The following is a 20,589-nucleotide window of genomic DNA, read 5'->3' as shown; positions in this document are numbered from 1 at the left end:
CTGCGGTCGCAGTGCGGGAGCATTCCCGGCCGCCCAGTCGGTGCGCGTACGCATCCGGACAGTCAAACAGGCGTTTGAAACATACGTTTACGCCATACCCTTGTCAAGCGTGCAAACCGACCGCCTGGTCACGCTCGCCGGGCTGTCCGCGGGGTGTATTCGCAGCGACGTCCTGAGACTGATTAAAGCCCATGGCAGAGCGGCCGGCGTGTCACGAGGACAGCCGGCCGCCGGGAAGAATTCAGGAGTGGGAAACGCTCGCCGTCAGGCGCGGATATCGATGAGGGTGCCGAGCGTTTCGTCGGCAGCCTGGATGACCTTGGCGTTGGCCTTCACTTCGTGCTCGCCGCGGCGCAGGTCGACCAGGCGGTCGTTGAGCACTTCGCTGGGCGCGCTGCCGGCGGTAGCGATGTCGGTGCTGGCGCGGTCGACGCGGCGCTGGCCGTTCTGCACGCCATACAGGCCCGCAGAGAAAGCATTACCGGAGATTTCCATCGACGCGCCTCCACAACCAAAAGCAGCAAGTGGCCACTATTCAAGCAGACCCGGCCAGTCAGGCCAAGGGTCGGTTACAAATCCAGGATACCCAGGTCCAGATGCGCCGCTACCGCCGCCGGAGTCGCGCGGGCCAGGCGTGGCACGCGTCCGACGCAGGGCGCGGGCAGGCGTTCGGCGAGGGTCGCGAGGTTTTCTTCCAGACGGGAGGTCGCCGGATCGACGATGTTCGCCACCCAGCCGGCCAGCACCAGGCCGTCACGCTGGATCGCCTCGGCGCTGAGCACCGCATGGTTGATGCAGCCCAGGCGCACGCCGACGACGAGGATCACCGGCAGTTCCAGGGCGATGGCCAGGTCGGAGAGGTTCTCCTCCCCCGCCAACGGCACGCGCCAGCCACCAGCGCCTTCCACCAGGGTGAAGTCGGCGCCCAGCTCGAGGATCGAACGCACCGGCCCCTTCAGCGCTTCCACCGTCAGCTTCACACCCTGCTCGCGGGCAGCGAGGTGTGGGGCGATGGCCGGTTCGAAGGCGAAGGGGTTCACCTGTTCGTAGGCCAGCGGCACGCTGCATTCACCCAGCAGCGCCAGCGCATCGGAATTGCGCAGGCCCTCGGGGCTGCGCTCGCAACCGGAAGCCACCGGCTTGGCGGCCGCCGTGGACAACCCGGCCAATCGCGCCGCATGCAGCAGGCCCGCAGCTATGGTGGTCTTGCCGATCTCGGTGTCGGTGCCGGTGACGAAGTAGGCGTGGGTCATGGCTTTCTTCAGTGCTCCTATGTGGGCATCTGCGCTTGGGGCTTCCCTCTCCCCCGCCCTCTCCCTGAAGGGAGAGGGAGTTGTCCGTGCCGGCTGATACGTTGTTTCAACCTGCACCGAACGGTCCCCTCTCCCTTCGGAGCGGGGCGCGCAGCCAGGGTTAGGGAGAGGGCAACTCGCGCTGCAACAACATTTTTACGTTCAGAGGGAATCAGGTTTACGCAGGACGGCGTAGACCACCCGGTAGGTCGCCGGCAGCCCTTCGGGCTGGCGGAAGCGCTCGTAGGCGGCGATCAGCGCGCGCACCCGCTCGCGCCCGGTGAGGCCGTCGGGCCGGCCGGGGTTGAGGTTGTGCGCGCCGAGCGCCTTGAGTTCATGGGTCAGGCTGCGCAGGTCGGGGAAGTGCAGGACACGGTCCTCGGTGCGCAGTTCCAGCACTTCCAGGCCGCTGCCGGCGCAGTGCTGCTGGTACTGCTCGAAGGCACGGAAGCGGTTTACGTGGACGAAGCCATCGACCGCTTCCCAGCTCTGTCGCAGCTCCCCCAGGGTGCCGATGCACAGGCTGCTGAAGGCCGCGATGCCGCCGGGGCGCAACACGCGATTCGCTTCGCCAAGCACCGCCGGCAGGTCTGCGCACCATTGAATCGCCAGGCTGGAAAACAGCAGGTCGCTGGCACCATCGCGCAAGGGCAGGCGCTCGGCATCGCCACCGATGAAGTGCTGTGCGCCGCCCTGCTCGCGGGCGTGGCGCAGCATGCCCTCGGCGATATCGACGGACAGTCCCTGCGCCTGTGGATAACGTGCCGCCAGGGCGCGGGTGAAATAACCGGTGCCGCTGCCCAGGTCGATCCAGCGCTGCGCCGCGGCCTGTGCCGGCAGCAGCTCCAACAGGCGGTTGCCGACGGCGCGTTGCAGTTCGGCCACCGCATCGTAGGTCGATGCGGCGCGGGAGAAGGACGCGGCTACCTGGCGTTTGTCGGGCAGCGCGCTGGTACTGCAATCAGGCATCGTCGCCCTCGTGGATGAACTTCAGGATAGCGCCGGCCACCTCGTCGGGCTGCTCCAGCGGCAGGCCATGGCTAGCGCCGGGCAGCAGGCTGACTTCGACGTCCGGTAGCCACTCCAGCAGCGCGTCGGCGGCGCTCGCCGGGACCAGCGCATCGTTGGCAGCGAACAGATGCAGTTGCGGGCCGGGATAGCGGCCAAGCGCGGCGCGGGTATCGAGCCGCCCCAGCAGTTGCAGGCCGGCGGTCAGGCTCTCGATATTCAATTGCGGCAGCGCCACCTGCAGCTGGCGGGCGAGCGTACGCGGGTCGCGGGCACCCTGGCTGACCAGCATCGTGAAGCGCTTGCGTACCAGGTGCGGCTCCAGCAGGAAGGCCTCGAAGAAGTCCTCGAAGACTTCATTGGCCATGGCGTCCGGCCAATCCTCGCGGCGCCGGAAGCAGAGGTTGCTGGCCACGGTGACCAACCCGCGGCAGGACTCGCCACGGCGTGCCGCCAGCTCGGCGCCGAGCATGCCGCCCAGCGACCAGCCGGCAATCCAGGCGTCGTGGGCAACGTTGTCGTCCAGTTCGTCGAGCCAGGCATTCGGATCGGCGTCCACCGGCAGCGGCTCGATCTGCACATTCAAATGCGGCGCCTGCTCCAGCAGCGCATCGCGCAGCGGCTCCAGCGGCGCGCTGCCCAGGCCCCAGCCCGGCAACAGGATCAGTTGGTCACGCATCATCGCCCTCCTCGGCATCGATCTCTGCCAGAAGGCTAGACGACACGCGCTGCCAGGCTTCGGCGAGCGCCAGCAGCAGGCGGTCGACCTGCGCTTCGGTGTGCGAGGCGGACAGGGTCACGCGCAGGCGCGCGGTGCCGGCCGGCACGGTGGGGGGGCGGATGGCGCCGACGAGAATGCCGCGCTGGCGCAGCTCGGCGGACAGAGCCATGGCCTGGGCACTGCCACCGATGAGGATCGGCTGGATCGGCGTCGGGCTGTCCATCAGGCTCAGGCCAATGGCCTCGGCGCCGGTGCGGAAGCGCGCGATCAGCGCATTCAGGTGATCGCGGCGCCAGCGCTCGGCACGCAGCAGCTCCAGGCTTTTCAACGTGGCGCAGGCCACGGCGGGCGGCTGGCTGGTGGTGTAGATGTAGGGACGGGCGAACTGGATCAGCGTCTCGATCAGCTCCTCGCTGCCGGCGACGAAGGCGCCAGCAGTGCCGAAGGCCTTGCCGAGGGTGCCGACCAGCACGGGCACGTCCTCCATGCCCAACCCGAAGTGTTCGACGATGCCGCCACCGGTCGCGCCCAGCGGGCCGAAGCCGTGGGCGTCGTCGACCATCACCCAGGCATTCTTTTCCCGAGCCTTGGCACAAAGTGCGGGCAGGTCGGCGAGGTCGCCGTCCATGCTGAACACGCCGTCGGTGACTACCAGTGTATTGCCTTCGGCCTTGTCCAGGCGGGAAGCGAGGCTGGCAGCGTCGTTGTGCAGGTAGCGCGAGAAGCGCGCACCGGAAAGCAGGCCGGCATCCAGCAGCGAGGCGTGGTTGAGGCGGTCTTCCAGCACGCTGTCGCCTTTGCCGACGAGGGCGGTGACGGTGCCGAGGTTGGCCATGTAACCGGTGGAAAACAGCAGCGCGCGCGGGCGGCCGGTGAACTCGGCCAGCGCCAGCTCCAGCTCGTGGTGCGGGCCGCAGTGGCCGTTGACCAGGTGCGAGGCGCCACCGCCGACGCCCCAGCGCTCGGCGCCGGCGCGCATGGCGGCAATCACCTCGGGGTGATTGGCCAGGCCCAGGTAATCGTTGGAACAGAAGGCCAGCATCGGCTGGCCATCGATGACCACTTCCGGCCCCTGCGGCGATTCCAGCAGCGGGCGGCGGCGGTAGAGGTCCTCCGCCTGACGCTGGGCCAGGCGGGCGGAAAGATCGAAAGGCATACGCAACCCCGTGTCGGCGGTGGTCCTGCAAGGCGAGGACCTGTAGGAGCGGGCTTGCCCGCGAACCGCCCGGCCCCGAAGTATTCGGGAAGACCGCTCGCGAGCAAGCCCGCTCCTACATGAAGAAGAGCGGCTCTATCAGGCCGAAGCCGCGTTATAGAACAGCTGGGAGTCGCGTTGTTCCACCAGCGCCTGCTCGATGGCAGCCTGGTGCACCTCGTCGGCGTGCTCCTCGCGCTCCTCGGGCTTGATGCCCAGACGCGCGAACAGCTGCATGTCCTTCTCGGCCTGCGGGTTGGTGGTGGTCAGCAGCTTCTCGCCGTAGAAGATCGAGTTGGCGCCAGCCATGAAGGCCAGGGCCTGCATCTGCTCGTTCATCTGCTCGCGGCCGGCGGACAGACGCACGTGGGATTTCGGCATCATGATCCGGGCGACCGCCAGGGTGCGGATGAAGTCGAACGGATCGACGTCCTTCTCCTCGGCCAGCGGGGTGCCTTTCACTTTCACCAGCATGTTGATCGGCACCGATTCCGGGTGCTCGGGCAGGTTGGCCAACTGGATCAGCAGGCCGGCGCGGTCGTCCACCGACTCGCCCATGCCGAGGATGCCGCCGGAGCAGATCTTCATCCCCGCTTCACGGACGTACGCCAGGGTCTGCAGGCGCTCGCTGTAGGTGCGGGTGGTGATGATGTTGCCGTAGAACTCCGGCGAGGTATCGAGGTTGTGGTTGTAGTAGTCCAGGCCCGCTTCGGCCAGCGACTGGGTCTGCTCCTGGGTCAGCTTGCCCAGGGTCATGCAGGTTTCCAGGCCGAGCTTCTTTACGCCCTTCACCATTTCCAGCACGTAAGGCATGTCTTTCGCCGACGGATGCTTCCAGGCGGCGCCCATGCAGAAACGGGTGGAGCCGATGGCCTTGGCTTCCGCCGCGGCCTGCAGCACCTTCTGCACCTCCATCAGCTTTTCCTTGTCCAGGCCGGTGTTGTAGTGGCCGGACTGCGGGCAATACTTGCAGTCTTCCGGGCAGGCGCCGGTCTTGATCGACAGCAGGGTGGACACCTGGACGCGGTTCGGGTCGAAATGCGCGCGGTGCATGCTCTGCGCCTGGAACAGCAGGTCGTTGAAGGGCTGTTCGAACAGGGCGCGGACTTCGGCAAGGGTCCAGTCGTGGCGGGTTACTTGGGCTGCGGTGGCACTCATCGGCAAAGTCCTTCGACGCTTGGGGGCGCCTCTTGTCTAAGGTGCCCCGGCGGCGCGCCACCGGGGAAATCAGGCTCAAGGCATCATATGTGGAGCTGTGACGCTGTCAACCACTCTCGCGACACAGGTCGACAAGTGACCATTTATTGATCAATCGCAGCGATCCCGCTGCGCTTGCGGCTGAACCGATCCGGCCCATTGCCGCTCCAATCAGACAGAACACTCAGGAGTCATACCCCAGATGGGAACAGAAGGATTCTTCGACGGCCTCGGCCAGATGGTCGGCAAGGCCATCCGCTTCATCGTCGATCTGCTGTCGGGCGTGCTCGGCGGCCTGTGGCGCGCCATGGACGAGTTCTTCCACGGCCTGGCGCGGGCTGTAGGAATCGACGTCTCGATCTTCAGCTTCGTCCTGCTCTTCATCGGCCTGCTGCTGCTCTACAGTGGCATCCGCGCCTTCCTGCGGCGCTCGATCTTCGGCGGGCTGATCTGGACGGTGCTGGGCCTGGTGGTATTGAGCTGGCTGATTCACTGAGCCGCCCCGGCAAAGCAGCCCCGCCCATGGAGGGGCTGAATGCGTTGGCTTCAATGGCGTCCCGTCTGGTGGCGCCCCCGCGTGCAATGCCTGCTGTGTGGTGCTGTGACCGAACAGGCTGCCCTGCCGCTCTGTGCCGGATGTGATGACGACCTGCCCTGGCTCGGTGGGCACTGCGAAATCTGCGCCCTTCCGCTCCCAGCTTCCGGATTGACCTGCGGGCAGTGCCTGCGCCGCGCTCCGGCTTTTCAGCGAGTCGAGACACCGCTGCGCTACGGCTTCCCCGTCGACGCGCTGGTCACCCGCTTCAAGCACCAGGCCAATGCGCCGCTCGGGCGGCTGCTCGGCCAGTTGCTGGAGCGCCACCTGCTGCATGCCTACGAGGAAGGCTTGCCGCGTCCGGACCGACTGATCCCCGTGCCGCTGTCGCGCCGGCGCGAACGGCAACGCGGCTTCAATCAGGCGCAATTGCTGGCCCAATGGCTCGCCAGCCCACTGGGGCTGCCTGTGGATAACCACACGATTCGCCGCACCCGGGACACTCCCGCCCAGCAAGGACTGGACGCGGCCACCCGCAAGAAGAACCTGCGCAACGCCTTCACCCTGGCCGATGGCGCAGTGGTCGATGGCCTGCACCTGGCGCTGGTGGACGACGTGCTGACCACCGGCGCCACCGCCGAGCGCATCGCCCGCCTGCTCCGTGGTGCCGGCGCGCGGCGGGTCGACGTCTATTGCCTGGCGCGCACGCCGGCCCCGGAATAGACGACCGTTCGGCCACATTCCCGACATCTGCCCCTTGCGTTTTGCACGCCAGCAACGGAGCCTCGTCGCATACCAATAAGTACCCGCGAAACCATGACCACCCTCAGCCTGTTGACCCAACACGTTACCCGTCGCCCGCAGCGCATCGCCCTGCTGGCGCAGATCGCCCAGCTCGGCTCGATCACCCACGCCGCCAAGGCCGCCGGGATGAGCTACAAGACCGCCTGGGACGCCATCGATGAACTGAACAACCTCTCCGACCGCCCGCTGGTGGAACGCAGCGTCGGTGGCAAGGGCGGCGGCGGCGCACGCCTGACCGTCGAGGGCGAGCGCCTGCTGGCGCTGTACCAGCGCCTGGAAGCCCTGCGCGAACACATAGTCGAGCACGTCGAGCACCAGGCCGACCTGGAGCTGATCGGCCGCCTGATGATGCGCACCAGCGCGCGCAACCAGCTGCACGGGCGCGTCTGCGCGGTGGAGCCGTCCGGTCTCAACGATCTGATCAGCATCGAACTGCCCGGTGGCTCGCGCATCCAGGCTCGGGTCACCCGCGAAAGCACCGAGAAGCTGGAACTGGCCGACGGCGTGCCGGTGGTGGCGCTGATGAAAGCTGGCTGGCTCTACGTCGACCTGCCGCACATTCCCTGTCCGGAAGGGCTGAACGCGCTGGAAGGCCACGTCGATGACATCCGCGAGGCCGAAGACGGCCCCAGCGAAGTACGCATCCAGCTGCCCAGCGGCCAGATGCTCTGCGCGCTGACCGACCCGGAGCGCATCGAGATCCTCGGTCTGCAGGCGGGCTCGGCGGTCCGCGCACAGTTCTCGCCGGCGCAGGTGATCCTCGGCACGCCGCTCTAACCCCGCGGCAAACGAGTTTCCCTGCCTCATATCAAGCCCGACGGCGTCGCAGCGCGCTCCAATAACCGCCTGAGTCCCGCCCGGGGTCGGGCGGGACCGTGGTAAACCGGAGCTCCCACCATGCGCCGCTCGCTCGCCCTGCTTGCCCTGCCGTTCCTGCTTTCCCTGCCCCTGGCCAGCCAGGCCGGCCCCGACGTCCTGCGGGTCGGCGCCAGCAGCGAACTGATGCCGACGCTGGAGCCGCTGGTGGACCAGTACCAGCTCGATACCCACAACAAGGTCCTGCTGATCGGTGGCGGCGAGGGCGAACTCGCCGAGCAGGTCCGCCAGGGCACACCCTACGACCTGCTGCTGACGCCGCTGCACAACACCGACAAGCCCTCGCAAAGGCTCGAATGCAAGGCCCGCTCGATGCAGAAGCTGACCCTGGTGAAGGGCGAGCGTCGGGCGCTGGCCACGGACTTCGTCGAGTACCTGAAAAAACACTGCGCCGACCGCTGAGGCGACTGCGCACCCAAACGGGGCGGACTGGGTAAACTAGGCAGCTTTACCATTGCCGGAACGTCGCCATGTCCCATCCCTTCTCCGACCTCACCCCCGACCTGGTGCTGGATGCGGTGGAAAGCATCGGTTTTCTCAGCGACGCCCGCGTACTCGCGCTCAACAGCTACGAGAACCGCGTCTACCAGGTGGGCATCGAGGACAGCGAGCCGCTGATCGCCAAGTTCTACCGCCCCGGCCGCTGGACCACCGAGGCGATCCTCGAGGAGCACGCCTTCTCCGCCGAACTGGCCGAATGCGAAGTCCCGGTGGTCGCGCCGCTGGTGCATGAAGGCAAAACGCTCTTCGAGCATGCGGGTTTTCGCTTCACCCTGTTCCCCCGCCGCGGCGGCCGCGCGCCGGAGCCGGGCAACCTCGACCAGCTCTACCGCCTCGGCCAGTTGCTCGGCCGCCTGCACGCGGTGGGCGCCAACCGCCCGTTCGAGCACCGCGAGGCACTGACGCCGCAGAACTTCGGCCACCAGTCGCTGGCCACCCTGCTGGAAGGCAACTTCGTTCCCAAGAGCCTGCTGCCGGCTTACGAATCCGTCGCCCGCGACCTGCTGAAGAAGATCGACGACCTCTACGCCCGGGTGAAGTACACGTCCATCCGCATGCACGGCGACTGCCACCCCGGCAACCTGCTGTGCCGCGACGAGACCTTCCATGTCGTCGACCTCGACGACTGCCGCATGGGCCCAGCCGTGCAGGACCTGTGGATGATGCTCGCCGGCGAGCGCCAGGAGCGCCTTGGCCAGCTCTCGGAACTGGTGGACGGCTACCAGGAATTCCACGACTTCGATCCCCGCGAACTGCCGCTCATCGAAGGCCTGCGCGCCCTGCGCCTGATGCACTACAGCGCCTGGCTGGCGCGCCGCTGGGACGACCCGGCATTCCCGCCGAGCTTCCCCTGGTTCGGCACCGAGCGCTACTGGGGCGAACAGGTGCTGGTGCTGCGCGAGCAGCTGGCGGCGCTGGATGAGGAGCCGTTGCGGCTGTTCTGAATACCCTCCCTGCAGCACCGGCGTGACGGCCGGATCGCGGACGGAGTCCGCTCCTACACGGATGCCAGACGCTGCGTAGGAGCCGACTCCGTCCGCGATGTTTTCACTTCGCTCAAGACATCGCCGTAATGCCTTCGTTACGCACATTCGCCGGCACCCCCGGGACATCCAGCGAAGCGGCACAGACAAGCCAGCGCGAGCGCCCTAGAATTGTGCAGCCACTCATTAGCTGCCTAACCAAGGATGTTCCATGGCCACCGCCAATCCCCGCCGGGGCTACGCCCTGGGCTTGACTGCCTATGTCATCTGGGGACTCTTCCCGATCTACTTCAAGCTGCTCGAACGCATCCCCGCCCTGGAAATCATCACCCACCGGGCCATCTGGTCGGCGGTGTTCGGCGCCCTGCTGCTACTGGTGTGGAAGCACCCCGGCTGGTGGCGCGAGCTGCGCGAGAATCCCAAGCGCATCGCCGTGCTCACCGCCAGCGGCCTGCTGATCGCCAGCAACTGGCTGGTCTACGTCTGGGCGGTGAACAACGGCCACATGATCGAGGCCAGCCTGGGCTACTACATCAACCCGCTGATCAACGTCTTGCTCGGCCTAGTGCTCCTGCGTGAGCGCCTGCGCCCGCTGCAGTGGGTCGCGGTTGGTCTGGCCGCGCTGGGCGTGGCGCAGCAGCTGTGGCAACTGGGCAGCCTGCCCTGGGTCTCGCTGGCACTGGCGCTGACCTTCGGCTTCTACGGGCTGATCCGCAAGCAGGCGCCAGTGGCCGCGCTGCCGGGCCTGGTGGTGGAAACCTGGATCCTGCTGCCGCTGGCGATCGGCTACCTCGTGCTGTTCGCCGACGGTCCGAGCGTACACGCGGACTTCTGGACCACCAGGGACGCCCTCTGGCTCGCCGCCGCCGGGCCGATCACCCTGGTGCCGCTGGTGTGCTTCAACGCCGCCGCGCGCCACCTGCCCTACGCCACCCTCGGCTTCCTGCAGTACCTGGCGCCGACCCTGGTGCTGCTGCAGGCGATCCTGCTGTTCGGCGAGCACCTGGACAGTACCCGCCTGGTGTCCTTCGGCTGCATCTGGCTGGGGCTGGCCGTCTACAGCGTGGACATCTGGTACCGCCTCTCCCGCGGCGACTGATCATTAATTGATCCACCGCCTGCAAGCCACGCCAGCTGTGGCTTGCAGGCAGTCACCCGCAGATTGTCCACAGCTCTATCCCGTGTTTGCGGGGATAACGGCCCGTTCGTCCACAGGCCGTCCCGCCACACGCCTCCCGCAGCGGCTTTTCCCAGGTACACGCCGGCAATCGATCAAAAATCGACCAAAAGCACAGAAGCGCCGTCAATACTGGGCTGTGTGAATATTCCCCCGGCTTTTCCACAGGCTGATCCCCGCTTCGTGTGGATGGCGTAGCGCTGCTCGATCAGAAAGTGGACAACGCTCTGAAAGCCACAGCCAACGTGCCCTGCAGCATTCCATGAACGGCTTCTCCACAGACTCTTCCAGCGTATTTGTGCACAGCCACTGGCCGGCCCGCCGTGCTCGATCCGCTGCACGCCGCCTGTACAAAAAACGACCTCACCCATGAAGACCGCTAAAATAAAGGGCTACAGAGACTTATCAACAGCATGCCCACGGCTCGATCCCCGCAATCTGTGTGCAGCCGAGCAGCAGAAGGGGGATAAGCAGATCGGCGTGAAGCCCAAATGAAATGGGCTCTCCGTCAATCCATCAACAGAGAGCCCACAGGTTTTTCCACAGGACTTGCAATCAGAGCAGGGCGGTCATTCCCCGCTGTGGAAATTCAGCTCCACCATCAGGTCATCCGCCAGCTCCTCCAGCTTCTGCTGCAGGGTTTCCAACGGCAGGGTCAGCGGCACGGCCAGCACCGCCTCGGCGTGGAACAGCGGCTCGCTGCTCATGGGGGCGGGGAGCACCTCGGTGGTCAGACTCTCCAGGTTCACGCCATGCTCGGCCAGCAGCTGGGTGATATCGCGGACGATGCCGGGGCGGTCGTTGCCCACCAGGTCGAGATGGATCGGCTTCCAGTTGCAGGCCGGCTCGATGCCGCTCTCCGCCATCAGCACGCGGATGCCGTGCTCGCTCAGCTCCTGCAGACCTTCCACCAGTTCGTCATAGCCCTCGGCGGGCACCGCCACGCGCAGGATCCCGGCGAACTGCCCGGCCATGCGCGACATGCGGCTTTCCAGCCAGTTGCCGCCGTGGGCGGCGATGCATTTGGCCACGCGCTCCACCAGACCGGGCTGGTCCTGGGCGATGACGGTCAATACGAGGTGGTCCATGAGCAGTCTCCGCGAAGGGCTAGGCCGTGAGGTCCAGCCAATAGGTGTAGAACTTGTCGTCCCGCTGGTAGCCCAGGCGCTCGTAGAGCGACTGACCGGCGTGGTTGGTCTTCGCCGTCTCCAGCATCAGGCCGCAGGCGCCGGTGGCTTCGCCGTGGGCGCGGGCGGCGTTCATCAGCGCTTCGCCATGGCCGTCGCGGCGTGCAGCGGGTAGCACGTAGAGGTCACTGACCAGCCACGAAGCCTGCAGCGCCAGGGAAGCGAAGAACGGGTACAGCTGCACGAAGCCTACCGCCAACCCATCGATGCTGCGCGCGATGAACACCGTGGACTGCCCGCTGCCGATGCGCGCCCCGAGAAACTCGCGAATCGTCCCGTGGGGCGCGGGCACCTCGTAGAAATCGAGGTAGCCGGAGAACAGCGGAACCAGGTCATCCAGATCGGTGGGGGTGGCAAGCGTCACGGACATGCGGGATTCTCCAGGAGGGAAGAAGCAGTATAGGCATGGCGAGGTTAGCTGGCTGCGACGGGCTGCCACAGGTACCCGTTCGGGTAATGCGTGTACAGTTTTAAGATTTATCTGGAACAATCCGGATGATATTTGCGAACATAAGATCTGCTACGTGACTGATATGCGTACTTTGGTCTAACCGCGACGCTAGCCCACTGATTTTTCCCACGGCATCATGTAGTATTCCGCGGCTCGGACTACAAGGCGTTTTGCCTGTGTCCAGAGCTGGTCCTGAGCAGAGTGAGGCAAGCAATGACTGAACGCGTTCAAGTCGGTGGCCTGCAGGTCGCCAAAGTCCTTTTCGACTTCGTGAACAACGAAGCCATTCCCGGCACCGGCATTGAAGCCGGCAAGTTCTGGGCGGGCGTAGAAACCGTAATCAACGACCTGGCCCCCAAGAACAAGGCCCTGCTCGCCAAGCGCGATGACATCCAGGCGAAAGTCGACGGCTGGCACCAGGCCCGCGCCGGCAAGCCGCATGACGCGGTCGCCTACAAGGCCTTCCTGCAGGAAATCGGCTACCTGCTGCCCGTGCCGGCCGACTTCCAGGCCAGCCCGCAGAACGTCGACGACGAAATCGCCCGCATGGCCGGCCCGCAACTGGTCGTGCCGGTGATGAACGCGCGCTTCGCCCTGAACGCCGCCAACGCCCGCTGGGGCTCGCTGTACGACGCACTGTACGGCACCGACGCGATCAGCGAAGAGAACGGCGCCGAGAAGGGCAAGGGCTACAACAAGGTCCGCGGTGACAAGGTGATCGCCTTCGCCCGCGCCTTCCTCGATGAAGCCGCTGCGCTGGAAACCGGCTCCCACGTCGACGCCACCGCCTACGTGGTGAAGAACGGCGCACTGGCCGTGACCCTGAACAACGGCAGCGAGACCGGCCTGAAGAACGCCGCCCAGTTCCTCGCCTTCCAGGGCGAAGCCGCCAAGCCGAAGGCCGTGCTGCTCAAGCACAACGGCCTGCACTTCGAAATCCAGATCGACCCGACCAGCCCGATCGGCCAGACCGATGCCGCTGGCGTGAAAGACGTCCTGATGGAGTCCGCGCTGACCACCATCATGGACTGCGAAGACTCCGTGGCCGCCGTCGACGCCGACGACAAGGTCGTGGTCTACCGCAACTGGCTGGGCCTGATGAAGGGTGACCTCGCCGAGCAGGTTTCCAAGGGCGGCAGCACCTTCACCCGCACCATGAACCCGGACCGCGTCTACACCAAGGCCGACGGCTCCGAGCTGAGCCTGCATGGCCGCTCCCTGCTGTTCGTGCGTAACGTTGGCCACCTGATGACCAACCCGGCGATCCTCGACGCCCAGGGCAATGAAGTGCCCGAAGGCATCCAGGACGGCCTGTTCACCAGCCTGATCGCCATTCACAACCTGAACGGCAGCGCCACTCGCAAGAACAGCCGCACCGGCAGCGTGTACATCGTCAAGCCGAAGATGCACGGCCCGGAAGAAGTCGCCTTCGCCGCCGAAATCTTCAGCCGCGTCGAGGACCTGCTGGGCCTGCCGCGCAACACGCTGAAAGTCGGCATCATGGACGAAGAGCGCCGCACCACCGTCAACCTGAAGGCCTGTATCAAGGCCGCCGCCGAGCGCGTGGTGTTCATCAACACCGGCTTCCTCGACCGCACCGGTGACGAGATCCACACCTCCATGGAAGCCGGCGCCATGGTGCGCAAGGGCGCCATGAAGACCGAGAAATGGATCGGTTCCTACGAGAACAACAACGTCGACGTCGGCCTGGCTACCGGCCTGCAAGGCAAGGCGCAGATCGGCAAGGGCATGTGGGCCATGCCTGACCTGATGGCCGCCATGCTCGAGCAGAAGATCGCTCACCCGCTGGCCGGCGCCAACACCGCCTGGGTTCCGTCGCCGACCGCCGCTACCCTGCACGCGCTGCACTACCACAAGGTCGACGTGTTCGCTCGTCAGGCCGAGCTGGCCAAGCGCGCACCGGCTTCGGTGGACGACATCCTGACCATTCCGCTCGCCCCCAACACCAACTGGAGTGCGGAAGAGATCAAGAACGAGCTGGACAACAACGCCCAGGGCATCCTCGGCTACGTGGTCCGCTGGATCGACCAGGGCGTCGGCTGCTCCAAGGTGCCGGACATCAACGACGTCGGCCTGATGGAAGACCGCGCTACCCTGCGCATCTCCAGCCAGCTGCTGGCCAACTGGCTGCGCCACGGCGTGGTGACCCAGGAGCAGGTGCTGGAGAGCCTCCAGCGCATGGCCTCGGTGGTGGATCGCCAGAACGCCGGTGACGCCCAGTACCGCGCGATGGCGCCGAACTTCGACGACAACGTGGCCTTCCAGGCTGCGCTGGAACTGGTCCTCGAAGGCACCCAGCAGCCCAACGGCTACACCGAGCCGGTCCTGCACCGCCGCCGCCGCGAGTTCAAGGCCAAGAACGGTCTGTAAGCACTTCGCCAAGCGTTGAAGAAACCGCCCTCCGGGGCGGTTTTTTTATGCCCGCGATGGGCGCTTGGCGCGATCGCTTGCCGGCGGTTCGAAACCGGAGACGTAACGCCTGTGCACAATTTTTGTGTACAAAATCCCCACTTCACCCTTTTTGGCCACAGGCCATTCCTGACCTGCAAGTCAATGATTGGCTTGGAGATTTTATTTCCTGACCACCAGGGCGAGGAGCAAGGGCGCACCAATAAAGGGCTGCAGCAGAAAATCCCGACGCGACAGACAGGGGCGAGCGCAGAGCGGGAACCGTACTGGCATGGAATTGGCTTTGCACACAAACCACAAAAAGCCGTGCATACAAAACCGAGTAGCCCATGAACTCCAGCCCTACCCACCTGTCCGGCGTTGCCCCTGTCCAATCTGCCGCTGGCGCGGCGTCCGCAAAGACCGCCGCGCCAAGCCTGAGCCCGCGGCTGTACAGCGCCGATCTGGCGCCGACCAGGGCCGCCGGGCGCAACTGGGGTCGCTACAGCCTGTTCGCGCTGTGGACCAACGATGTGCACAACATCGCCAACTACTCCTTCGCCATCGGCCTCTTCGCGCTGGGCATGAGCGGCGCGCAGATCCTCGCCGCGTTCGCCCTCGGTGCACTGGTGATCTACGGCCTGATGAACCTGTCCGGCTACATGGGCCAGAAGACCGGCCTGCCCTACCCGGTGATGTGCCGCATCAGCTTCGGCATCCACGGCGCGCAAGTGCCGGCGCTGATCCGCGCGGTGATCGCCATCGCCTGGTTCGGCATCCAGACCTACCTCGCCTCGGTGGTCCTGCGCGTGCTGCTCACCGCCATCGCGCCGGACCTGAAAGCCTACGACCAGGACTCGATCCTCGGCCTGTCGACCCTGGGCTGGATCACCTTCCTCGGCATCTGGTGTGTGCAGCTGGTGATCTTCGCCTACGGCATGGAGATGGTGCGCCGCTACGAATCCTTCGCCGGGCCGATCATCCTGGTCGCCTTCGCCAGCCTCGCCGGCTGGATGTACTGGCGCGCCGGCCTGTCGATCTCCTGGTCCAGCGGCAACGCGCCGACCGGCTCGACCATGTGGCTGAAAGTGCTGGGCGCCGCCGCACTGTGGGTATCGCTGTACGGCACCATGATCCTCAATTTCTGCGACTTCACCCGCAACTGCCCGGACCGCCGCACCATCAGCGTCGGCAACTTCTGGGGCCTGCCGGTGAACATGCTGGGCTTCGCGCTGATCGCCGTGGTGCTGGCCGGCGCGCAGTTCAGCATCGACGGCAAGCTGGTGCAGAACCCCACGGAAATCGTCGCCGCGATCCCCAACACCTTCGGCCTGGTGCTGGCCTGCCTGGCCTTCCTGATCGTCACCGTGGCGGTGAACATCATGGCCAACTTCGTCGCCCCGGCCTACGTGCTCACCAACCTCGCGCCGAACCTGCTGAACTTCCGCCGCGCCGGCCTGCTCAGCGCCACCATCGCGGTGCTGATCCTGCCCTGGCACCTGTACAACAGCCCGGCGGTGATCGTGTATTTCCTCGGCGGCCTGGGTGCGCTGCTCGGCCCGCTGTACGGGATCATCGTCACCGACTACTACCTGGTGCGCCGCAGCCGGGTGAACCTGCCCGAGCTGTACAGCGAGAGCCGCGACGCCAGCTACCACTACAGCGGCGGCGTGAACCTGCGCGCCGTGGCGGCGTTCGTCCCGGCCGCGCTGATCGCCATCGTGCTGGCGCTGGTGCCGGCTTTCGATGCGCTGTCGCAGTTCTCCTGGTTCTTCGGCGCCGGCCTCGGCGCGCTGATCCACTACACCCTGGCCGACCGCAAGCGCCGCTACGCGGACGTCTCCGGCGAGCCCATCGCGGTGGATGCCGCGCACCATTGAGCGTGTGCTGATCGAACTTGTGGATAAGCAGCAAGGCCGCCCTCGGGCGGTCTTGTTCGTTCAGGGCGCCAGCAGGAAATCCAGCACCGCGCCTTCGAACTCACGGGGAAACTCGATGTTCGACAAGTGCACCGTCGGCAGCGTGAACAGGCAAGCACCGGGGATCGCCTGGGCAATCAGCTCGCTGTGGTCCGCCGCGGTAACCGTGTCGAACTGCCCGGCGATCACCAGCGTGGGCAGACGCACATCGCGCAACGCGCTGCGCAGATCGGTCTCCTGCACCGCGGCGAAGGAGCCGGCCAGCCCATGCCGGTTGGTCGCCAGCAGCGTCGCGCGAAACGGCGCCACCTCTGCGCGCTGCGGCTCCAGCCAGGCCGCCGGGAACCAGTTGGCGAGGAAGCTCACCGCAGTGCCCTGCATTTCCTCCGCCGCCAGCACCTCGGCGATGCGCGCATCCCACTGTTCTTTCGGCCCGAGCCAGGCGGAGGTGTTCGCCAGCACCAGTCGCCCGATGCGCTGCGGAGCATTCAGCGCCAGCCACTGGCCAACGAAGCCGCCGAGGGAAAGGCCGAGGAAATGCGCACGCTGAACGCCGAGCGAATCGAGCAGCTCGATCACATCTTCTCCCAGCCGCGCCAGCGAATAGGGACCGGCGGGAACACTGGAGGCACCATGCCCGCGAGCGTCGTAACGCAGCACGCGGAAGTGTTCGCTCAACGCAGCGACCTGCCCATCCCACATGTGCAGGTCGGTGCCGATGGAGTTGGACAGCACCAGCAGGGGGCGTTCGGCGGGGCCGTCCAGACGATAGGCGATGCGGGCGTTGTCGCGGGTAGTCAGATAGTGCAGCGGGCTCATGGCAGCCTCTCCTCAAGTGGGGTTAAGACGAGGCTAGTTGCGGCGCACTCTGGAAGAATTTACAAAGACTGGACGATCTCTGTCAGGAAAGCTGACATGCACGACTTCACCCTGCACGACCTGCAGTGCTTCGACGCCGTGGTCGAATCCGGCGGTTTCCAGGCTGCCGCCCAGCAGTTGCACCGTTCGCACCCGGCGATTTTCGCAGCCGTGGCCCGCCTGGAGCACCAGCTCGGCTTCGAGCTGCTGGACCGCAGCGGCTATCGTGTCGCCCTGACCGCCGCCGGCGAATCCTTCCACCGCCGTGCCCGTGGCCTGCTCCGCGAACTGGGCAGCCTGCGCGACCACGCTGCGCACCTGGCAGCAGGTGAAGAAAGCGAACTACGGGTGGTGCTCGGCGACTTCTGCCCACGCCCAGCCCTGCTGGAAAAGCTCGCTCACTTCTTCGCCACGCAACCCCGCACGCGGCTGCAGCTGTACTTCGAAAGCGTCAGCGGGCCACTGGAGCGGCTGCTCGATGGCGAGGCCGAATTGGTCCTGCACCGCGTGGACAAGGCCGAGCCACGCCTGGAGTGGCTGGACCTGGGCGAAGTGGACTTCATCCCGGTGATAGCGCCGGGGCTGCTGACGGACATCACGGACGTCCGCCCGGAGCACCTGCGTTCGCTCACCCAGTGCGTGATGCGCGACAGCGCCCGGCACTCGCCGCCGGTAGACTTCTTCACCCTGGAAGGAGCGCCGCAATGCACGGTGCCGGACCAGGCGATGAAGAAGGAGCTGGTGCTGCACGGCCTCGCCTGGGGCCATCTGCCGCGCCACCTGATTGCCGAGGAACTGGCCGACGGTCGCCTGCGCGATCTCAGCGGCCCCCACCTGCCCGGCCGTCGCGAGGAGCTGGTCGCCGCGCGCCTGCGCGACCGCGCCCACGGCCCGGTCGCGCAGCGACTCTGGAGCTTTCTGCAGCACGCCTGATCAGCTGCGGCTCATCGGTCCGCGCACCGGCTGTTCGCGCATGTGGCTGACCTCGCTGACCGGCGCGCCGGCGGCGATCAGCGCTTCGCGCTGCTGGGCGATGGGCGTGCGGGCGATGGCACGCTCGAACGGGTTGAGCTTCTGGAAGGCCGGCAGCGCGAAAGCGGCCGCGAGCAGCGCCGCCAGTTTCGGCCAGCGTTGGGCGTCCAGTTCGTAGCGGGCGAACTGCGCATTGCGCATGAAGCAGGCGACGCTGATGTCAGCAATGGACAGCTCGCCGAACAGCCAGCCGCTTTCCGGCAACTGCGCCTCCAGGTAATCGAACACCGCCGGCAGATCATGCTGGCAGGTCTTCTCCAGCAGCGCCGCATCCGGCTCACGGCCCCACACGCCGCGGCCGATCACCAGCTGGTCGAACAGCTGCCAGATCACTACCTGGCCCATGCGGCTGTCGGCGAACTCCTCGATCCAGCGTGCACGGGCACGCTCGGCGATATCCGCCGGGTAAAGTGCCGGTTCTGGGTAACGCTCCTCCAGGTACTGGCAGATCACCGAGGAGTCGTTCAGCACCAGCTCGCCATCCACCAGCACCGGCACCTGGCGCAGCGGGCTCAGGCGCTCGAACGCCTCGTTGCCGAAGAACGGCACGACGGAATCGACGCGGTAGTCCACGCCCTTCATTTCCAGCAGGACCAGCGCCTTGCGCACATAGGGGGAAAGAAAGGAACCGATGATCAGCACGGGTTCGGACATGGCGAGGCTTTCCGCGAAAAGGGTCGTCCGATTGTAGAACGGCGCCGAAAGGCGGGCGACCGGTGACAAAAGCCGACGGGTGCCAATTGCGCGCGTGACTGCACTTTGCGATCATTTGCGAATGGTTATCGTTTTTTAGCTTGATCCCATTTGGGGTCATTGGGGGAGTAGCTTGTCGGCCATCCAGATGGGTAGCGGCGAACTCGTTGGCGCCTTGTATCGCGATCACCGCGACTGGCTGACTGCCTGGCTGAATCGCAGCCTGGGCTGTCCGCAGCGCGCCGAAGACCTGAGCCAGGACACCTTCGTCCGCGTACTCGGTCGTCGCGAGCTGCCCTCTCTGCGCGAACCGCGCGCCTTCCTGGTGACCGTCGCCAAGGGCCTGCTGGTGGATCACTGGCGCCGCGTGGCGCTGGAACAGGCCTACCTCGACGAGCTGAAATGCCTGCCCGAAGCGATCCAGCCCTCTGCCGAGGAGCACTGCCTGATCCTCGCCGACCTGCGCGAGATCGACCGCCTGCTGGGCAAGCTGTCCACCCGCGCGCGCAGTGCCTTCCTGCTCAACCGCCTGGACGGCCTGGGCCACGCCGAGATCGCCGAGCAACTGGGCGTATCCGTACCGCGCGTGCGCCAGTACATCGCCCAGGGCCTGCGCCAGTGCTACATCGCGCTGTACGGCGAGCCGACGTGAAGGGACCGGTTTCCCTGCAGATACTGGACGAGGCGATCAGCTGGCAGCTGCGTCTGGGCTCCGGCGAATCGCGTCCCGACGATGAAGCCGCTTTCGCTCGCTGGCATTCGGCGCACAGCGAACATGCCCGCGCCTGGAGCCAGCTGGGCATGCTCGACCGCAGCCTCGCCGGCGCCGCGCCCAAGGCAGCGCGCAACGCTCTGCTGCGCTCGCCGGGAGAATCCCGGCGCAAAGTCCGCCGCCTGGCCGGCACCGGCCTGACACTGCTGCTGGTCGGTGCGCTGGCACTGGGCGTCGGCAACCGCTACACGCCGGTGCGCTATGCCTTCTCCGACCTGGTGACCGCCACCGGCGAGCAGCGCGAACTGCGCCTTCCGGACAACACCCGGCTGGTGCTGAACAGCCGCACCGCCGTCGATGTGCGCTTCGACGCCGAGCAACGGCGCATCGTCCTGCTCAGCGGCGAAATCCTGGTGGAGACCGCCCACGGCGATAGCCGCCCGTTCATCGTCGAAACCGACGAAGGCCGCCTGCGCGCCCTCGGCACCCGTTTTCTGGTGGAGCGCGACGACGGCGACAGCACCTTGCTGAGCGTCCTGCAGTCGGCCGTGGCCGCGCGCCCGGAGCAACTGCCGGATGAGCGTGTGATCAACCAGGGCCAGCAGGTACGCGTGCGCGCCGACGGCTTCGGCACGGTGGAAGCCAACAGCGCCACCGCCGACGCCTGGACCCACGGCATGCTGGTGGTGGACAACGTGCGCCTGGGCGAACTGATCGACCAGCTCGCCCGCTACAGTCCCGGCCACCTCGCGCTGGACCCGACGCTGGCGGACCTGCGCATCACCGGCAGCTTCCCGCTGAAGAACATCGACCTGGCGCTCAGCTCGCTGGAACCGACGCTGCCGGTGCATATCGAGAAGCACGGCCAGTGGTGGTCCCGCGTGGTGCCGCGCGGCTGAGAAATCCCGTGCCCTCACAGAAATCCTGCGCGGCTGCGGCTCTCTCCCCCCGCCCTGGCTGCGCGCCCCGCTCCGAAGGGAGAGGGAGCTATTCGGCATGAAGCGTCGCCTCAAAGTCATCCGGCGAGCACGGCGCTCTC

The 20,589-nt window shown here is 66.3% G+C and carries 21 protein-coding genes; 11 read left to right on the top strand and 10 right to left on the bottom strand.

All coding sequences use genetic code 11. The features are described 5' to 3' along the window. Nucleotides 1-264 precede the first annotated feature (264 nt). From J2T47_RS03860 to bioB, 6 genes are all read right to left on the bottom strand, one after another. On the bottom strand, nt 265-495 hold the full coding sequence (locus J2T47_RS03860; RefSeq protein WP_081519677.1) for a hypothetical protein: 231 nt from the start codon (nt 493-495) through the stop codon (nt 265-267). 74 nt (nt 496-569) lie between these two features. Continuing rightward, nucleotides 570-1,253 carry a dethiobiotin synthase gene (gene bioD, locus J2T47_RS03855; protein ID WP_253442550.1) on the bottom strand — a complete coding sequence of 228 codons (684 nt, stop codon included), beginning with the start codon at nt 1,251-1,253 and terminating at the stop codon, nt 570-572. 201 nt (nt 1,254-1,454) lie between these two features. Continuing rightward, the gene (bioC, locus tag J2T47_RS03850; protein WP_253442549.1) at nt 1,455-2,261 is read right to left on the bottom strand and encodes a malonyl-ACP O-methyltransferase BioC; all 807 of its coding nucleotides are present in this window, start codon (nt 2,259-2,261) and stop codon (nt 1,455-1,457) included. Further along, entirely contained in the window at nt 2,254-2,979 is a 726-nt protein-coding gene (locus J2T47_RS03845) for an alpha/beta fold hydrolase (RefSeq protein WP_253442548.1), read from the bottom strand. The genes bioC and J2T47_RS03845 overlap by 8 nt, the downstream gene beginning before the upstream one ends. Beyond that, a complete protein-coding gene (gene bioF / locus J2T47_RS03840) occupies nt 2,972-4,177 on the bottom strand; it encodes an 8-amino-7-oxononanoate synthase (RefSeq protein WP_253442546.1) in 1,206 nt (401 codons plus the stop codon). Before bioF ends, J2T47_RS03845 begins: the two co-directional genes overlap by 8 nt. Nucleotides 4,178-4,315: 138 nt before the next feature. Further along, nucleotides 4,316-5,374, bottom strand: a complete 1,059-nt coding sequence (gene bioB / locus J2T47_RS03835; protein ID WP_253442544.1) for a biotin synthase BioB — start codon at nt 5,372-5,374, stop codon at nt 4,316-4,318. A gap of 241 nt (nt 5,375-5,615) precedes the next feature. Here bioB and J2T47_RS03830 point away from each other — a divergent pair, with 241 nt between their 5' ends. The 6 genes from J2T47_RS03830 (at nt 5,616) to rarD (ending at nt 10,211) form a co-directional block, all read left to right on the top strand. Then, a complete protein-coding gene (locus J2T47_RS03830; RefSeq protein ID WP_253442543.1) occupies nt 5,616-5,909 on the top strand; it encodes a hypothetical protein in 294 nt (97 codons plus the stop codon). Between the two features lie 39 nt (nt 5,910-5,948). After that, nucleotides 5,949-6,671 (top strand): ComF family protein, encoded by a 723-nt coding sequence (locus tag J2T47_RS03825; RefSeq protein WP_253442542.1) that lies wholly within the window; start codon nt 5,949-5,951, stop codon nt 6,669-6,671. Nucleotides 6,672-6,764: 93 nt separating this feature from the next. Then, complete coding sequence (locus J2T47_RS03820) at nt 6,765-7,529, top strand: TOBE domain-containing protein (RefSeq protein ID WP_253442541.1); 765 nt, start codon at nt 6,765-6,767, stop codon at nt 7,527-7,529. Nucleotides 7,530-7,649: 120 nt separating this feature from the next. Then, nucleotides 7,650-8,030 (top strand): substrate-binding domain-containing protein, encoded by a 381-nt coding sequence (locus J2T47_RS03815; RefSeq protein WP_253442540.1) that lies wholly within the window; start codon nt 7,650-7,652, stop codon nt 8,028-8,030. Nucleotides 8,031-8,098: 68 nt separating this feature from the next. Continuing rightward, a complete protein-coding gene (locus J2T47_RS03810; protein WP_253442539.1) occupies nt 8,099-9,073 on the top strand; it encodes a serine/threonine protein kinase in 975 nt (324 codons plus the stop codon). A gap of 250 nt (nt 9,074-9,323) precedes the next feature. Beyond that, nucleotides 9,324-10,211: an EamA family transporter RarD gene (gene rarD, locus J2T47_RS03805; protein WP_253442533.1), complete on the top strand. Its 888-nt coding sequence runs from the start codon at nt 9,324-9,326 to the stop codon at nt 10,209-10,211. Nucleotides 10,212-10,858: 647 nt separating this feature from the next. Here rarD and J2T47_RS03800 read toward each other — a convergent pair. Together J2T47_RS03800 and J2T47_RS03795 are read right to left on the bottom strand one after the other, a co-directional pair. Further along, nucleotides 10,859-11,377, bottom strand: coding sequence for a glycine cleavage system protein R (locus tag J2T47_RS03800; RefSeq protein ID WP_253442532.1), 519 nt, complete (start codon nt 11,375-11,377; stop codon nt 10,859-10,861). 19 nt (nt 11,378-11,396) lie between these two features. Then, nucleotides 11,397-11,846 carry a GNAT family N-acetyltransferase gene (locus tag J2T47_RS03795; RefSeq protein WP_253442531.1) on the bottom strand — a complete coding sequence of 150 codons (450 nt, stop codon included), beginning with the start codon at nt 11,844-11,846 and terminating at the stop codon, nt 11,397-11,399. A 294-nt stretch (nt 11,847-12,140) separates the two neighbouring features. On the opposite strand from J2T47_RS03795, the gene J2T47_RS03790 reads away from it, so the two are divergent. Both J2T47_RS03790 and J2T47_RS03785 read left to right on the top strand, forming a co-directional pair. Beyond that, nucleotides 12,141-14,318 (top strand): malate synthase G, encoded by a 2,178-nt coding sequence (locus J2T47_RS03790; RefSeq protein WP_253442530.1) that lies wholly within the window; start codon nt 12,141-12,143, stop codon nt 14,316-14,318. A gap of 368 nt (nt 14,319-14,686) precedes the next feature. Next, entirely contained in the window at nt 14,687-16,216 is a 1,530-nt protein-coding gene (locus J2T47_RS03785; RefSeq protein ID WP_253442529.1) for an NCS1 family nucleobase:cation symporter-1, read from the top strand. A gap of 60 nt (nt 16,217-16,276) precedes the next feature. Here J2T47_RS03785 and pcaD read toward each other — a convergent pair whose 3' ends face one another. After that, nucleotides 16,277-17,074 carry a 3-oxoadipate enol-lactonase gene (gene pcaD, locus J2T47_RS03780; protein WP_253442528.1) on the bottom strand — a complete coding sequence of 266 codons (798 nt, stop codon included), beginning with the start codon at nt 17,072-17,074 and terminating at the stop codon, nt 16,277-16,279. Between the two features lie 96 nt (nt 17,075-17,170). Between pcaD and J2T47_RS03775 the strand changes: the two genes are divergently transcribed. Beyond that, nucleotides 17,171-18,046, top strand: a complete 876-nt coding sequence (locus J2T47_RS03775; RefSeq protein WP_253442527.1) for a LysR family transcriptional regulator — start codon at nt 17,171-17,173, stop codon at nt 18,044-18,046. Here the strand turns inward: J2T47_RS03775 and J2T47_RS03770 are convergent, their stop codons facing one another. Beyond that, entirely contained in the window at nt 18,047-18,799 is a 753-nt protein-coding gene (locus J2T47_RS03770) for a glutathione S-transferase family protein (RefSeq protein WP_253442525.1), read from the bottom strand. A gap of 187 nt (nt 18,800-18,986) precedes the next feature. Between J2T47_RS03770 and J2T47_RS03765 the strand changes: the two genes are divergently transcribed. Both J2T47_RS03765 and J2T47_RS03760 read left to right on the top strand, forming a co-directional pair. Beyond that, nucleotides 18,987-19,490, top strand: coding sequence for an RNA polymerase sigma factor (locus J2T47_RS03765; RefSeq protein WP_437180951.1), 504 nt, complete (start codon nt 18,987-18,989; stop codon nt 19,488-19,490). Next, on the top strand, nt 19,487-20,449 hold the full coding sequence (locus tag J2T47_RS03760) for a FecR domain-containing protein (RefSeq protein WP_253442523.1): 963 nt from the start codon (nt 19,487-19,489) through the stop codon (nt 20,447-20,449). Before J2T47_RS03765 ends, J2T47_RS03760 begins: the two co-directional genes overlap by 4 nt. Nucleotides 20,450-20,589 lie beyond the last annotated feature (140 nt).

The sequence above is a fragment of the Pseudomonas nitroreducens genome (assembly GCF_024170165.1).
In the GTDB taxonomy this organism is placed as follows: domain Bacteria; phylum Pseudomonadota; class Gammaproteobacteria; order Pseudomonadales; family Pseudomonadaceae; genus Pseudomonas; species Pseudomonas nitroreducens_C.
This window is presented reverse-complemented; position numbering and strand designations above follow the sequence as displayed.

What these genes read in the sequence shown, in the direction of transcription:
- J2T47_RS03860 (WP_081519677.1), bottom strand. Translation starts at nt 495, where the DNA reads ATGGAAATCTCCGGTAATGCTTTCTCTGCGGGCCTGTATGGCGTGCAG.
- bioD (WP_253442550.1), bottom strand. Translation starts at nt 1,253, where the DNA reads ATGACCCACGCCTACTTCGTCACCGGCACCGACACCGAGATCGGCAAG.
- bioC (WP_253442549.1), bottom strand. Translation starts at nt 2,261, where the DNA reads ATGCCTGATTGCAGTACCAGCGCGCTGCCCGACAAACGCCAGGTAGCC.
- J2T47_RS03845 (WP_253442548.1), bottom strand. Translation starts at nt 2,979, where the DNA reads ATGCGTGACCAACTGATCCTGTTGCCGGGCTGGGGCCTGGGCAGCGCG.
- bioF (WP_253442546.1), bottom strand. Translation starts at nt 4,177, where the DNA reads ATGCCTTTCGATCTTTCCGCCCGCCTGGCCCAGCGTCAGGCGGAGGAC.
- bioB (WP_253442544.1), bottom strand. Translation starts at nt 5,374, where the DNA reads ATGAGTGCCACCGCAGCCCAAGTAACCCGCCACGACTGGACCCTTGCC.
- J2T47_RS03830 (WP_253442543.1), top strand. Translation starts at nt 5,616, where the DNA reads ATGGGAACAGAAGGATTCTTCGACGGCCTCGGCCAGATGGTCGGCAAG.
- J2T47_RS03825 (WP_253442542.1), top strand. Translation starts at nt 5,949, where the DNA reads ATGCGTTGGCTTCAATGGCGTCCCGTCTGGTGGCGCCCCCGCGTGCAA.
- J2T47_RS03820 (WP_253442541.1), top strand. Translation starts at nt 6,765, where the DNA reads ATGACCACCCTCAGCCTGTTGACCCAACACGTTACCCGTCGCCCGCAG.
- J2T47_RS03815 (WP_253442540.1), top strand. Translation starts at nt 7,650, where the DNA reads ATGCGCCGCTCGCTCGCCCTGCTTGCCCTGCCGTTCCTGCTTTCCCTG.
- J2T47_RS03810 (WP_253442539.1), top strand. Translation starts at nt 8,099, where the DNA reads ATGTCCCATCCCTTCTCCGACCTCACCCCCGACCTGGTGCTGGATGCG.
- rarD (WP_253442533.1), top strand. Translation starts at nt 9,324, where the DNA reads ATGGCCACCGCCAATCCCCGCCGGGGCTACGCCCTGGGCTTGACTGCC.
- J2T47_RS03800 (WP_253442532.1), bottom strand. Translation starts at nt 11,377, where the DNA reads ATGGACCACCTCGTATTGACCGTCATCGCCCAGGACCAGCCCGGTCTG.
- J2T47_RS03795 (WP_253442531.1), bottom strand. Translation starts at nt 11,846, where the DNA reads ATGTCCGTGACGCTTGCCACCCCCACCGATCTGGATGACCTGGTTCCG.
- J2T47_RS03790 (WP_253442530.1), top strand. Translation starts at nt 12,141, where the DNA reads ATGACTGAACGCGTTCAAGTCGGTGGCCTGCAGGTCGCCAAAGTCCTT.
- J2T47_RS03785 (WP_253442529.1), top strand. Translation starts at nt 14,687, where the DNA reads ATGAACTCCAGCCCTACCCACCTGTCCGGCGTTGCCCCTGTCCAATCT.
- pcaD (WP_253442528.1), bottom strand. Translation starts at nt 17,074, where the DNA reads ATGAGCCCGCTGCACTATCTGACTACCCGCGACAACGCCCGCATCGCC.
- J2T47_RS03775 (WP_253442527.1), top strand. Translation starts at nt 17,171, where the DNA reads ATGCACGACTTCACCCTGCACGACCTGCAGTGCTTCGACGCCGTGGTC.
- J2T47_RS03770 (WP_253442525.1), bottom strand. Translation starts at nt 18,799, where the DNA reads ATGTCCGAACCCGTGCTGATCATCGGTTCCTTTCTTTCCCCCTATGTG.
- J2T47_RS03765 (WP_437180951.1), top strand. Translation starts at nt 18,987, where the DNA reads ATGGGTAGCGGCGAACTCGTTGGCGCCTTGTATCGCGATCACCGCGAC.